The 12,841-nt window shown below is 59.2% G+C and carries 14 protein-coding genes and 1 tRNA gene; all 15 read left to right on the top strand.

Annotated features, from left to right (window positions below):
* Window positions 1–345: 345 nt before the first annotated feature.
* The 15 genes from RE432_RS14890 (at window position 346) to RE432_RS14820 (ending at window position 11,992) form a co-directional block, all read left to right on the top strand.
* A tRNA-Met gene (locus RE432_RS14890) sits at window positions 346–418 on the top strand.
* A 167-nt stretch (window positions 419–585) separates the two neighbouring features.
* Complete coding sequence (locus RE432_RS14885; RefSeq protein WP_310934269.1) at window positions 586–834, top strand: hypothetical protein; 249 nt, start codon at window positions 586–588, stop codon at window positions 832–834.
* Window positions 835–848: 14 nt separating this feature from the next.
* Window positions 849–1,475 carry a terminase small subunit gene (locus RE432_RS14880; RefSeq protein WP_310934268.1) on the top strand — a complete coding sequence of 209 codons (627 nt, stop codon included), beginning with the start codon at window positions 849–851 and terminating at the stop codon, window positions 1,473–1,475.
* Window positions 1,476–1,486: 11 nt separating this feature from the next.
* Window positions 1,487–2,908 (top strand): terminase large subunit domain-containing protein, encoded by a 1,422-nt coding sequence (locus RE432_RS14875; protein WP_310934267.1) that lies wholly within the window; start codon window positions 1,487–1,489, stop codon window positions 2,906–2,908.
* On the top strand, window positions 2,909–5,119 hold the full coding sequence (locus RE432_RS14870) for a hypothetical protein (protein ID WP_310934266.1): 2,211 nt from the start codon (window positions 2,909–2,911) through the stop codon (window positions 5,117–5,119).
* Window positions 5,120–5,229: 110 nt separating this feature from the next.
* Window positions 5,230–6,279, top strand: a complete 1,050-nt coding sequence (locus RE432_RS14865) for a hypothetical protein (RefSeq protein WP_310934265.1) — start codon at window positions 5,230–5,232, stop codon at window positions 6,277–6,279.
* 24 nt (window positions 6,280–6,303) lie between these two features.
* Window positions 6,304–7,602, top strand: a complete 1,299-nt coding sequence (locus tag RE432_RS14860) for a N4-gp56 family major capsid protein (RefSeq protein WP_310934264.1) — start codon at window positions 6,304–6,306, stop codon at window positions 7,600–7,602.
* 60 nt (window positions 7,603–7,662) lie between these two features.
* Window positions 7,663–8,082: a hypothetical protein gene (locus RE432_RS14855; RefSeq protein WP_310934263.1), complete on the top strand. Its 420-nt coding sequence runs from the start codon at window positions 7,663–7,665 to the stop codon at window positions 8,080–8,082.
* An 82-nt stretch (window positions 8,083–8,164) separates the two neighbouring features.
* Window positions 8,165–8,617, top strand: coding sequence for a hypothetical protein (locus RE432_RS14850; RefSeq protein ID WP_310934262.1), 453 nt, complete (start codon window positions 8,165–8,167; stop codon window positions 8,615–8,617).
* Window positions 8,618–9,271, top strand: coding sequence for a hypothetical protein (locus RE432_RS14845; protein WP_310934260.1), 654 nt, complete (start codon window positions 8,618–8,620; stop codon window positions 9,269–9,271).
* Window positions 9,268–9,903: a DUF6682 family protein gene (locus RE432_RS14840; RefSeq protein WP_310934259.1), complete on the top strand. Its 636-nt coding sequence runs from the start codon at window positions 9,268–9,270 to the stop codon at window positions 9,901–9,903. Before RE432_RS14845 ends, RE432_RS14840 begins: the two co-directional genes overlap by 4 nt.
* A 4-nt stretch (window positions 9,904–9,907) precedes the next feature.
* Window positions 9,908–10,306: a hypothetical protein gene (locus RE432_RS14835; RefSeq protein WP_310934258.1), complete on the top strand. Its 399-nt coding sequence runs from the start codon at window positions 9,908–9,910 to the stop codon at window positions 10,304–10,306.
* Entirely contained in the window at window positions 10,299–10,853 is a 555-nt protein-coding gene (locus RE432_RS14830) for a hypothetical protein (RefSeq protein WP_310934257.1), read from the top strand. The genes RE432_RS14835 and RE432_RS14830 overlap by 8 nt, the downstream gene beginning before the upstream one ends.
* 12 nt (window positions 10,854–10,865) lie before the next feature.
* Window positions 10,866–11,315 (top strand): hypothetical protein, encoded by a 450-nt coding sequence (locus tag RE432_RS14825; RefSeq protein ID WP_310934256.1) that lies wholly within the window; start codon window positions 10,866–10,868, stop codon window positions 11,313–11,315.
* A 2-nt stretch (window positions 11,316–11,317) separates the two neighbouring features.
* Window positions 11,318–11,992, top strand: a complete 675-nt coding sequence (locus RE432_RS14820) for a hypothetical protein (RefSeq protein WP_310934255.1) — start codon at window positions 11,318–11,320, stop codon at window positions 11,990–11,992.
* Window positions 11,993–12,841 lie beyond the last annotated feature (849 nt).

Raw genomic sequence — 12,841 nt, 5'->3', positions numbered from 1 at the left:
GAAAATACCACATATTCACTTACTGTCTATAAGTGTCTCTACAGAAAACCCGCCCCAAAACTGGCGGGTTTTTTTGTGCCCACACGCATGCGCCCAGCAATCCCAAGCCGGCCCCCGTCAGCGACTCTCCTCCCGCTTTACCGGCGCTGGACGCATACTTGTGGGTAACAGCCGCAGTAATCGACCGGATATTTCGTCCTGGCATCCAATTCCACAATGTGAACAGGGTAGTGGCGACAGCCGCCGTATTCCGGCACATTCCGGCTCCGATCTGCGCCGCCGTGATCATAAAGCCGCTCCAGCTTTAGGCCAGTATGCGCTGGCTTTACGGCCCCACTTCATCGACGCGGGATAGCGTAACGGTAGCGCGCTGGTCTCATAAGCCAGAGGACGAGGTTCAATTCCTCACTCGCAACCAAAATGCCGAAAACTTGCGAAATTGCGCAATCTGGCAAGATTTCACGAAAACCGAGGCATCAGAACGGCCCACACGGCGATAAAAACGACCGGCCTTGATGGTAGTACCCCCTAATTTTCCCTTTCCCGGCCCGCATCTCGCGGGCCTTTTGCATTGGGTTATCCGTTATGAAAACCACAGCATCCAACCTGTTAACTGCCGCAGCTCTCGCCATCCTGGGCGCCGGCGCGCCTGGCGTTAATGTCGCAATGGCGGACCAGCCCAAGACTCAGATCACAAAGCGGGTCAGTAAGCGTCAGATGCTGCGCCAGGCCTGGGGCCCGATGCTCTACGCCACGCGCATGACCAGCCACCGCACCGTCGCCCAGAACAAGCGCGCCGCCCTGAAGCGCCGCAGCCGGGCCCGTGCCAAGTAATCATCCATTCCCCTATGTCCAAACAAAAGCTCACCATCAAGCAGGAGAAGTTCTGTCTTGCTTGGCTGGAGACTGGTAACGCCAGCGAGGCGTACCGGCGTAGCCATAACACCAGCCGCATGAAACCAGCCAGCGTCACGCGCTGCGCCACCCAGCTGACCCAAAACCCCAAGATCATTGCCCGCATGGCTGAATTGCGCGGGGCCGTCGCGGAAGAGGCAGTTATTGACCAGGCCAAGGTGCTGTCCGAGCTGGCAGCCCTGGCCTTCTACGATCCGGCTGACCTCGTCCTGGTCGACGAAAAAGCCGAATGCGGCTACCGAGCCATTTCCCGCCCAGAGGATCTGAAACTGCTTCCCAAGAAGGTTCGCCTTGCGATATCGGGCTGGTCCTGGGACCGCGGCGGTAACTTCTGCGTGCGGCTGGCGAACAAAACCGTCAACATCGAGCTGATCGGCAAGTACCTGGGCATGTTCATCGACCGCAAGGAAGTGCGGATTGGCGACCTGGAGAAGGCGAGCGATGCCGACCTGCAGGCCAAGATGGTGGCAGCCGCCCGCGAAGTGGCCGAGATCGAGGGCATTTCTGTCGAGGCTGTGTTGGGTAAGATGCTCGAGGCGCCCGAAGCCACCGTGCACTGACACGGATAGAGATGATTGCGCCGCAGCAGGAGAATCCGCGCTTGGTCCTGGCCAAGACGATCATGGAGCGCGCCCGAAGGGCGAGGACCAATCGTCTGGCGTATTACCGTCCGTATGAGAAGCAGCTGGAGTTCCATGCCGCTGGTGCCAAACACAGGGAGCGCCTATTCTCTGCGGGTAACCAGCTGGGCAAAACCTTTTCAGGTGGCGCAGAGACCGCACTGCATTTGACCGGCCGGTACCCGGACTGGTGGGAAGGCAAGGTATTCAATCGGCCAACGGTAGGCTGGGCCGCTTCAGTATCAGGCGCTTCCACCCGTGACGGTGTGCAGCGAATCCTGTTTGGCCGCCCTGGTGTGGATTCGGAACTCGGTACTGCCGCCATCCCCAAGGACGCCATCAAAGAGATCGTGCGCCTGCCGGGCATGCCCAATGCCTATTCCTCGGCAGTGATACGCCATGGTGGTGGTGGTGACGTCCAGGCTGGTGAGTCAGTCCTCGGCTTTCGTAACTATGAGCAAGGGCGTGAGAAGTTCCAAGTAGAGACCCTGGATTTCGTCTGGTTGGATGAAGAGCCGCCCATCGATATCTACATGGAGGCGCTGACCAGGACCAATACCACGATGGGTCCGGTATACCTCACGTTTACCCCACTTCAGGGTATGTCCCTGACCGTCATGCGGTTCCTGATCGAGCAGCACGATGGAACGACGGTCATCTTCATGGGCATCTACGATGCCAAGCATTACTCGAAAGAGCATGCCGATGCCATCGTGGCGAGCTATCCCGAGCATGAACGTGAGGCTCGGGCCTTTGGCAAGCCGGTGCTGGGTTCCGGTGCCGTATTCCCGATTGCAGAGTCGGAAATCACTTGTGTTCCGTTCTCTATCCCTGATGATTGGCCCCGCCTGTGCGCAATGGACCTTGGTTGGGACCACCCGACCGCTGGTGTCTGGCTTGCGCACAACCTGGAAGCCGACATCGTCTATCTGTACGACGTGTACAAGCGAAGCAAGCAGGTTCCGGCCGTCCATGCGAGCGCTATTAAAGCTCGGGGCGCCTGGATTCCGGTTGCGTGGCCTCACGATGCTTTGCAGAAGCAAAAAGATACCGGCGTGCCGATGCGCGATACCTACCGAGCTGAAGGCCTGAACATGCTGCCCGAGCGCATGCAGTTCGAGGACGGTTCCATCGGGGTGGAGCCGGGCGTGCAAATCATGCTTAACCGCATGCAAACCGGCCGCTTCAAGGTTTTTGCGAACTGCGAGGACTGGCTCAAGGAATACCGGATCTACCACCGCAAGGATGGCGTCATCGTCAAGCAGATGGACGATGCCATCGACGCGAGCCGCGGCGGCATCATGTCCCTGCGCTATGCGAAAACAAACGTCGTATCCACCTTCAAACGTCACAGAGAAAACTGGCGCGCATAAATGAATACTGCTGTCAAAGGCTTCGACCTGCTCGATCATGAGTACGCCGACGGCCAGATCACGCACGCCCATGACCAGGCGCCGGCCGACCGCGATGCATTGAATGTGTCGCAGCTCGAGCGCTGGCTGCAGGAGATACGCAACCAGCCTGAATGGCGCCGGGAAGCGGACAAATGCGTCGATTACTACGACGGCAACCAACTGGACGCAGACACGCTGCAGCGGCTGGAAGATAAAGGCCTCGGGCCCCTGATCACGAACCTGATCGCTCCGACCGTCAACGCGGTGCTGGGCATGGAAGCCAAGACGCGCACGGATTGGCAGGTAGGTGCTGACGACGACCAGCACGCTGATGTTGCCGAGGCAATGAGCGCCAAGCTGCATGAGGCTGAGCGCGAATCGCAGGCTGACCGGGCCAACTCCGACGCTTATGCCGCGCTGATAAAGGCGGGTTTCGGCGCGGTGGAGGTCTCGCGCGAGAGCAATCCCTTCCGATATCCGTACCGGGTCAGCTATATCCATCGCTCAGAACTCTTCTGGGACTGGCATTGCCGCAAGCCCGACTGGTCCGATGCCCGGTATGTGGTGCGCAAGAAGCAATTCGACGCTGATCACATTGCCGCCTTCTTCCCGAAGCACAAGGAAATCATCCGCGCGGCCGGAAACTGGCCTGACTGGACGAACCACCTGACATTCGATGCGCGTATGTCCGCAGACCTGATGCATTCCATCGATCAGGGCCTGCGCACCAGTTGGGACGATCTGGACTGGCGCGACACGACGCGCAACCGGGTTGTCTGCTACGAGGTCTGGTACCGAGTTTGGGTTCGTGGCCTTGTGCTGCGCCTGCCTGGTGGCCGCGTGATCGAGTTCAATCCCAAGAACAACTACCACCGTGCTGTCGTGGCGGCCGGCGCCGTCCAGCCCCAAGTGGCCATCTTCGACCGTATTCGCTGTGCGTTCTACATCGGCCCGATCAGGGTGCAAGACATTGCCACCAGCAAGCGTCGGTTCCCCTACGTACCATTCTTTGGCTACCGTGAAGACCTGACCGGCGTGCCGTACGGCTTGATCCGTACCATGCTGTCGCCCCAGGATGAGGTGAATGCCCGCTCAGCCCGCATGATGTGGCTGCTTAATGGGCGCCGGGTGTTCATTGATGGCGACGCGCTGGACGACAAATACAACACAATGAGCGATGTAACGCGGGAAGTCGCGCGCGCTGACGCTTTCATTGTTATGGACCAGAACCGCGTCAATAAGCAGAACGCCATCAAGGTTGACGACAACATGGGCCTGTCGCAGCAGCAGTTCAGCATCATGCAGGAGCGCAAACAGGCCATTCAAGAGGCCGCCGGCGTCTACAACGCCATGATGGGGCAGCAATCCAATGCCACGTCCGGCCTGGCCATCCAGTCTTTGGTCGAGCAGGGCGTCACGACCCTGGCCGAGATCAATGACAACTATCGGATGGCGCGCCGCGGTGTTGGTGAAGCGCTGCTGGACCTGATCAAAGAAGACATGATCGACCAGACCGAAGTGATGGTCGACAACGGCATGGCCAAGCGCCGCGTCGTCGTCAATATCCCCCGTGTCGATCCAGAAACCGGCCAGCGCTACAAGGAGAACGATGTCCAGACCGCCCCGGTCAAGGTCGCGCTGTCCGACGTACCAAGCACTCCGACGTACCGGGCCCAGCAGTTTGGCCAGTTCGCCGAGATATTGAAATCCATGCCACCTGATTACCAGGCCTTGCTCGTGCCGTTCGCCCTGGAAATGTCCGACTTCAGCCGCCGCAAGGAAATGGCCGAGTTCCTGCGCAAGCAGATGGGCATCGTTGCCGACCCCAATAGTCCAGAAGCGCAGCAGGCCGAACAGGCCGCCAAGGCGGCCCAAGGCCAAGCGCTGCAGCTGGAGCAGGGCAAGGCAGAGGCGGAGATCGCCGAGAAGACTGCCCGGGCCGAGAAACTGAAAGCTGAAACCGCCAAGCTTCTGCAGCCCGAACCGGCTGCACAACCAGCGCAGCAGCAGGACACCAGCGCCGTCGAGATCGATAAGGCCCTGATCCAGAAGGATACGGAGCTTGAGAAAGCCCGTATCCGTGAGGCTGGCGAAACCGAACGAGCCCAGATGGTTGCAGGCAAGGCCGGGCAGATTGAATCGCTGGCCGCCGAAGTGGCCCAGCTGATCGAGGAAATCAACCAGGCCTGAGCCACCCCGAGTTTACCCAGCACAGGGATACGTGCAACCCCATCGCCCCACCGGGATACCGGCTGGGGCTTTTTTGTATTCGCACCTATGCGAGAACTAGGAGTGTGTAGATGAGTACGGTAGACGAAGCGCAAATTGAGCAGTATCTGAAAGACCCCATGAGCATGCCTGAAGGTGAGGAATTGACCGCGCTCCTTGCGGGCGACGAAGCCACCGACGGCAAACCCAATGCTCAGCCATCCAATGAGCAACCCGAGCTGGACAAGGGCGAAACAGCAGCAGGCGCAGCGCCCGGCGCCACGGACACGCCCACGGATGAGCCGAAACAACCAGATCCTGCCAGCACGGCCACGCCGGCCCAGCCGGAAGACCCGAACACCGCTGTCGTCAAGAGCAAGGATGGCAAGCACGAGATTCCCTACACGGTGCTGCAAAGCGAACGTGAACGGGCTATTCGTGCCGAACGCGCCGCACAGGAGCTGACCGAGAAGCTGACGCTGCTGCAACAAGCGGCGGAATCCGGCGCATCGGTCAAGACGTCCAGCCTGGACGACATTGTCGACCCGGAGCTGCTGTCGACCCTGCGCGAAGAGTCGCCTGGTGTTGCTGACGTATTGGACAAGCTGATTGGCAAGATCAATACGCTGGAAGACAGTCAGGCCAAAGCCGCCACCTTTGTAGAGCAAGGCACCCGGGAAGCCGCAATCCAGAGTCAGATGACTGTGGAAGAGGCCATCGCCGCGTTACCCAAGCTCTCGCACATCCGTACCGCCGACCCCGCTGCGTACAACGAAATTGCCGAATTCGATTCCGCATTGCGCGCCCAGTCCAAGTGGCAGGGCAAGCCCATGCAAGAGCGATTCGAGGCTGCAGTTCGCATGTACGAAGCCGCTAATGGCCAGATCGAGCTGCCCGGTGCAAAGACGCCACCGGCAGCTAAGCCAGACGAGAAGGACACAGAAGCGAAGGTTGCCGCCGCTGTCGCGAAAGCGCAGGGCGAAGACAAGGGTCCGAACACACTATCCGATATCCCTGGCGGTGCTGTCGCCGCAAGCAACGACCAAGATGCCCTGGGCGAATTGTCCTCTGTCGCGCTCACCGAGCGCTTCCTGAACATGGACCCAGAGCAAATCCAGGCGGAGCTGGCACGCCTCTCGTAATTCAATTCGATGAGGTAATTCAAAATGGCCGGTACTTCCATTCCAGTCGGTTCGCCCCTTGCCCGCAAGGTATTCGGGGCTGCACTTTTCGCAACCACCCAGCGTCAGCCTTCGCTGATGAACAACCTGACAGGCCCGGCGCCCAAGCAAGCAGGCGCCGAAGCCAAACTCAAGGGCCAGACCAGCCCTGACTTTCCCTTGGTGCGTGTCACCGACCTGAGCAAATCGCAGGGCGATACCGTCTCTGTGGACTTGTTCAACCAGATGGGTGGTAAGCCCATCATGGGTGACCGCATGGCTGAAGGCAAGGGCCAGAAGCTCTCGTCCTCGTCCATGGACATTCGCATCGATCTGACCACGCAGGTGGCTGATTGCGGCGGCAAAATGTCCAACCAGCGTACCGTGCACAACCTGCGCAGCGTGGCCATGGCCAATCTGCAGAACTGGTTCAAGCGGTACAACGACCAGACCAGCGTGGTCCACCTGGCCGGCGCCCGCGGCGCTCAGGTCGGTACGGACTGGGTGGTGCCCACCGCAGACGATCCCGATTTCGCTGAAATCATGATCAATACGGTCAAGGCACCCACCTACAACCGCCACTTCGTTGCCGATGGTACGTCTCTGGTGGCTGGCGGCCAGGCATTGGCCTCGATCGACACCACCGACGTCCTGAAGCTGGAACACTTGGACAACCTCGGTGCCCTGATCGACGACATGGAGTACAAGCTGCAGCCCATCAAGCTGCCGGGTGACCCCGCCGCCGACGACGAGCCGCTGTACTTGCTGCTGGTATCCAACCGTCAATGGCAGTCGGTTCTGACCAACACCACGGCAAACAGCCTTCAATGGCGCACCTTCCTGCAAAACGCATGGAACCGTGCATCCAGCTTCATTGGCGGCAAGAAGCATCCGCTGTTCACCGGTGAATGCGGCCTGTGGCACAACATCCTGATGAAGAAGACTGACCGCGCTATCCGGTTCAACCCGGGCAACTCGGTCAGGTACTGCACATCGGCTGGTATCGCCACGGCTGCCGAGGCTGATGTGACGGTCAATTCGCTGGGGGCCGGCTATCACGTGGATCGTGCACTGCTGCTCGGGGCCCAGGCCTTGGCGCACGTGTACGGCAAGAGCTCGGAATCCGAAACGTACGGTTCTTGGATGGAGAACAAGTACAACTTCGAGCGCAACACCGAAGTCGCGGGCGACATCATGAACGGCAAGGCCAAACTGCGGTTCAAGGTGCCCAACCAGCACGGCGAGAAGATCCCTGTGGATCACGGCGTCATGGTGCTGGACACGGCCGTCCAAGTCCCGAACTGATCGGTATGCGGCCCTTCGGGGTCGCTTCCGGCATCCGACACACACATACAGGAGCTTCAAATGGCAAATATTCATGCCCCCGACTTCAACAACAAGCCGCTGCATATGTCGGCCTATGGCAATGCCTGGGCTGACGACTATGCCGTTACGGCCGCACCCGCCATTGCGGACAAGGTCTACTTCGGCATCATTCCGGCCGGCGTTCGCATCTACAGCGTGGTGCTGAAACACCATGCTGCTGGCGCGGATGCCACCGCCAAGCTGGGATTCGAGCCGATGGAAGATGACACGCCAGCCGCCGATGATAGCTATTGGCTGCCCGGTTCCACGGCAACAGCAACGGCAGGCGTCAAGACGTCCACCGCGGCGCCCATCACGTTTGACCGACCCGTCAAGCTTGTCCTGACCGCGGCTGGCGCGAACTACGCCTCTGGCACCTTGAGCGTAGTCGTCAACGGCAAGGTCATCGGTATCGCCTGATACCAAGTTGTCTCCGGACTGCTCACGCGGTCCTTTCGGCCCGGCACTAACCCTGCCGGGCCATTTTTTTTGGATAACGAACATGAACCCAGAAACTGATAATCGCGCCTTGGTGCCGGTGGAGTATGTCGGCAAGAAGGCGGAGAAGACCGATAACGTTGCTGGCACGGGCTTGGTGTGGACTCCCGGCCAAATTCATTACGTGCCGCCGCTCATGGCCCAGAAGCTGGCGAAGCACCCGGATGTCTGGCGCATCGCCGAGGATGCAGCCGTCGATGATGATCCCGCCCGTATCGGCCTGGTGGTGACTCAAACGGACGCCGGGCTGCAATCGACCGTGGTCGACGAAAAAAAGCCCGAAGTGACGCCCCAGACATTCGATCTGCCGAACCTGCAAGGCATGACTCGTAGCGACATTGCAGCCTATGCGGCCGCCAACTTCAACACCAACATTCCCGCCAACGGCAAGAAGGAAGACATGATCACGCAGATCGTGAGCTTGGCCAACTCCCGCGCCGCTGGGGAAATCCAGTAAATGGCCCAGGTCGCTGACTTTCAGCGGTACGTGCTGCCGTTCATCGCCAATGCGCCGCTGCCGGCCGTCGATGATGCTGTCGTGGACGCCTGCGTGGATTTCTGCACGCGCACGCGCGTTCTGCGCACCATCATGGCACCGGTGGCGCTTGTGCCAGGTCCAGGCGAGTACGAACTGGATGCCCCTGATGGCGACAACGTCATCGTGAGCGTCACTTCATGCTGGCTGCCACAAGGGAAGGTGTTCTCCAAGACGCGCCGGGAGCTGGATGACCAGTTCCCGAACGGTTGGGCCAACTTGGAGACCAGCGATACACGGTCAGTCTGGGGCTTCCACTGTCGGTTGCCGGGATTTCTACGCCTGGTGCCGAAGCTTTCCGTCAAAGTGTCTCGGGCCATGACGCTGGAAGTGGCCTATGCCCCGTCCCGCACGGCGACCGAGGTTGACGATGTGCTGTTCCAGCTCTATGCCGAGGTGATCGCCGCCGGCGCGCTAAGCCGCCTGCACAAGCATCCGGACGCGATCTATGCCGATCCGTCCCGGGTTGCTGCCTATACCGAAGAGTTCGAACAAGCCATTGCGAGTTGCGGGGATGATTCGGCCCATGGCTTCGCTTACCAGCCCATGCGCACCGGCCGGGATGAATTCCAATGAAAGCCAGCGACGTGATCACCAGGGCGCGCGACATCCTGCAGGACGCGGGCGCTGATTATTGGACTGCCGACGAGCTGCTGCGCTGGCTGAATGATTCCCGCCTGGATGCGTATAAGCTGCGGCCCGATCTCTATGAGGCCACCGAGGACGTAACGCTTGTCGAGGGCGGGCGTCAGCAGCTGCCCAGCGATTCTAAGTTTCTGTTTGCGGTGCGCCGTAACGTGTCGGCCTCCAAGCAGCGCGCCATTACCCTGGTATCGGGACCGGTCCTTGACCGTATCCGCCCCAACTGGCGCAGCCAAGCGCCGGCGCGAGAGATTCAACACTACCTTTACGACCAGCGCGACCCTGGGCACTTCGACGTGTTTCCGCCCGCCCGCGCCGACGTCACGGTACAGATCAGCTACGCGAAGCCACCCGAGCCTATTTCGGAACCCGATACCACGGACCTTGTGCAGGAAGGCGTCTACGCCACTGCGTGCGTGGACTATGTGCTGTACAGGGCATTCCTCAAGGAAGCGGATACCGTCCCGGCGTTCCACGGTCGCGCCCTACAGCATCTGACCATGGCACAAGCCACGCTCACCGGGGACATCCCGACCAAGGCGTCGGCTGGCCCAAACCAAGGATAGTTTGATGGCTACGTCCAAGATACAGCTCGTGCAGGGCGACACCCGGCCGCAGGTCATCTTTGCCCTGACCGATGAAACCACTGGCGCCGCAATTGACCTTTCCGGCGTGGGGACCACCATCCGAATGCTGTTTCGGGAGGTTGCTGCCGATAGCGTCAAGGCAATCATGGTCTGCTACCCCATCCCAGGCTACCGCGACCCGGAAACGGGCGATATCGACTTCTCGGCTCCTTACGACGTGTCGGGCCGGGGAGGGCGGTGCGTCATGAACTGGTCCGCCGACGCCCTGGATACAGCCGGGGAGTTCGAGAGCGAGGTTGAAGTGACGTTCGGCGACGGCAGCATACAGACCGGCTTCAAGCTGCAGAAATACACAGTTCGCGAGCAGATCAACGATGACTAAAGGCATTCGGCTGGAGGTCGAAGCTACCCAGATATCGGTTAGCACGTCCGCCGAACTGATCGACGTCGCCACGCAATGGATCGCTATCCGGGTGTTCGCTTCCGTAGATGCGAAGGGTAGCAACGTCTTTCTGGAGGACGTGGCGGCCGCGGTGGACGCCCTGGCCATGGCGTTTGCACTCGAAGATCGAGCCGCATCCATGGACACGGTCATTGCCCACATCGAAAGCAGCCTGCTTGACGCAACAGCCTCCGATGACCTCGTTACTTCGGACCTGGACAAATCCCTGTTTGACCGTTCCTCGTCGTCTGATGCGCTGGCCTATCAGGTGGCCTGGGGCGACTTCGTGCAATCCATGGACCTGATCACGGCCAACCTCACTAAGGCATTGGCCGATGTTGCGGCGAGCAGTGATTCGCTGGACATCCAGCGCGCCAGCGTGCTGTCGGACGAAAGCGCCGCAGCGGACTCCGGTGTCGCCTACATCCAAAACTACATCGCTGATTACTTCGAACCTGAATACATCGGTGACAAGTTCACCTTCTGAGGGAAACCAACCATGCTTATTTTGAACCGCACCGTTAGCCGCGGGTATATCGAGCTGCTTATCCAGCGCGCATCTGGCCGTATTGACCGCTTCGTATTCGCCAACATCTATACAGATGCTGGCCTGAGCCTGCTCTCGGCACTGGAAGCAGGGGAGGCTGCAACGCCTGTATCGCATATGGGCCTTGGTATCGGCACTACGGCGCCAGAAGGTGAGGACGAAACGCTTGAGTCCGAGATCGCAGGCGCCAGGGTCCCTGTTACCAAGTCCGGCACGGGCTCCTCCCGAATCTACTCGGCCGTGTTTGGCGACGGGGTTGGTAACGGCGCCGTGACAGAAGCCGCTCTGTTCAACGCCGCAAGCGGCGGGACGATGAGCAACCGGACGGTGTTTGGTGTGAAGACCAAGCAGGACGGTGAAGTGTTCACCTTCAACTGGACGCTGTCGCATCAGCGGGCATAATCATGGCTGACATTGTCCTTCGCAGCAATCTGTCCCGGCTGTTGACGCCCGCCGAGGGTGACAGCAACTTTAAGCTGGCAGCTTCAGATTCGTATGGTCCGGATGAGCCGACAGTCACTTGGCCAGGGAAGCGGTGGGCTGACCAGGCGAACGGGGTACGCAAAATCCGTAACGATGCGGACGACGACTGGATCACCCTTGGTCCGATTTTCGACCCATTCGGCACGGCGGCCTTTCTCGATGCCATCGGCTCGGGGCCCCTGTATGGCCGTGACAGTATTGTTGGCACGGTATCTGAATTTGAAGGAATCCCGACCGGTGCGCTGGTCGAGTATGGCTCCAATGAAGGTGGTGAGTTCTGGCGGTATGCTGGTGGGATGCAGGTTTGTAAGAAGTACCTTTCCGAATACATGGCCGTTTCAGGAGCATCCGGCAGCCTATTCATAGGGGTGCTTCAGCTAACTACGACTGGAGCTCTTCCTGCTGCCTTCGCCACAACTCCATCCATCCATGTAACTCCCGTCGGGCTTGGAACCTCCAACGTCCTGTGGTGCGCTTCGCTTATTGAGCAAACCCCTTCCATCAATCGGTGGGGTGGGTGGTACGTTCTATCCAACGGTAGCCGGGCTGCCGCATCAATCCTATTCAGCATGACGGCAATCGGTAGTTGGATTTAGTCATGCCAAGAACCGAAAGCCGTGTATGGAACAGTCAAACTGTTCGTACGAACCACTATGGATGAGGAACTTTGTTGCGTTGGCTTGGCCGTAAAGCTTGCTGCAGTAACTTCGGAAATCAATACAACGATGTTCGCTACTGTTGACGGTAACCCACCATCGACGAGTCGAAACATTACATTGGGAGACGATAAAAACTCGGCTGGAAAAGCATGAGACTCGACGCCTTCAAACGTGACAACTGCCGACGCAACCTGCATCCCGCCGGCGTATCGCCAGAATTTCCCATTGGAATTGGACCCATACTCGATCAGGGCCCCGGTCGGAATACCCCCCGATTCAGATACCGTGCCAACAATACTGTTTAGTCATGCCATCGCCCAACGGCCAGTCCAGTTTGTGAGTATGTGGAGGTTAGGGCTGCTGCTGCATATATTCGATATGCCCCCTGTGTAGGACTATTTGACGCGCCTCCAACCCAGAGACCGGTGGATACATCATTCCAGCTCACCACGGGAGAGCTACTAAAACTCGCAGGGTATACCCAGATATTTGTATTGCTCCTAAAGATTGAGCCGTACGGAATGTTGGTAGGTCCTGCTGTTAATACGGCACTAACACAAACCTGCATTCCGCCCGCATACCGCCAGAATTCTCCATCGGGGTTACTTCCGTATTGAACCAAGGCGCCCGTCGGAACACCATCTGTTTGGGACACCGTCCCAACAATACTGTTTAGTCATGCCATCGACCGACTGCTATTACTCCCACTTGCATGCCTGCAATTCCCGAAATCTGGGTCAACGCGCTGAGCGTAAACCAGCTGGAGTTGGGAGAGCTAGTACGGAA

It is taken from the genome of Pusillimonas sp. SM2304 (assembly GCF_031628915.1).
In the GTDB taxonomy this organism is placed as follows: domain Bacteria; phylum Pseudomonadota; class Gammaproteobacteria; order Burkholderiales; family Burkholderiaceae_B; genus Pusillimonas_C.
The sequence above is the reverse complement of the archived record's forward strand: the minus strand, read 5'-3'. Positions and strand labels throughout refer to the sequence as shown.

What these genes read in the sequence shown, in the direction of transcription:
- RE432_RS14840 (WP_310934259.1), top strand. Translation starts at nt 9,268, where the DNA reads ATGAAAGCCAGCGACGTGATCACCAGGGCGCGCGACATCCTGCAGGAC.
- RE432_RS14830 (WP_310934257.1), top strand. Translation starts at nt 10,299, where the DNA reads ATGACTAAAGGCATTCGGCTGGAGGTCGAAGCTACCCAGATATCGGTT.
- RE432_RS14825 (WP_310934256.1), top strand. Translation starts at nt 10,866, where the DNA reads ATGCTTATTTTGAACCGCACCGTTAGCCGCGGGTATATCGAGCTGCTT.
- RE432_RS14855 (WP_310934263.1), top strand. Translation starts at nt 7,663, where the DNA reads ATGGCAAATATTCATGCCCCCGACTTCAACAACAAGCCGCTGCATATG.
- RE432_RS14845 (WP_310934260.1), top strand. Translation starts at nt 8,618, where the DNA reads ATGGCCCAGGTCGCTGACTTTCAGCGGTACGTGCTGCCGTTCATCGCC.
- RE432_RS14860 (WP_310934264.1), top strand. Translation starts at nt 6,304, where the DNA reads ATGGCCGGTACTTCCATTCCAGTCGGTTCGCCCCTTGCCCGCAAGGTA.
- RE432_RS14885 (WP_310934269.1), top strand. Translation starts at nt 586, where the DNA reads ATGAAAACCACAGCATCCAACCTGTTAACTGCCGCAGCTCTCGCCATC.
- RE432_RS14870 (WP_310934266.1), top strand. Translation starts at nt 2,909, where the DNA reads ATGAATACTGCTGTCAAAGGCTTCGACCTGCTCGATCATGAGTACGCC.
- RE432_RS14820 (WP_310934255.1), top strand. Translation starts at nt 11,318, where the DNA reads ATGGCTGACATTGTCCTTCGCAGCAATCTGTCCCGGCTGTTGACGCCC.
- RE432_RS14865 (WP_310934265.1), top strand. Translation starts at nt 5,230, where the DNA reads ATGAGTACGGTAGACGAAGCGCAAATTGAGCAGTATCTGAAAGACCCC.
- RE432_RS14880 (WP_310934268.1), top strand. Translation starts at nt 849, where the DNA reads ATGTCCAAACAAAAGCTCACCATCAAGCAGGAGAAGTTCTGTCTTGCT.
- RE432_RS14875 (WP_310934267.1), top strand. Translation starts at nt 1,487, where the DNA reads ATGATTGCGCCGCAGCAGGAGAATCCGCGCTTGGTCCTGGCCAAGACG.
- RE432_RS14835 (WP_310934258.1), top strand. Translation starts at nt 9,908, where the DNA reads ATGGCTACGTCCAAGATACAGCTCGTGCAGGGCGACACCCGGCCGCAG.
- RE432_RS14850 (WP_310934262.1), top strand. Translation starts at nt 8,165, where the DNA reads ATGAACCCAGAAACTGATAATCGCGCCTTGGTGCCGGTGGAGTATGTC.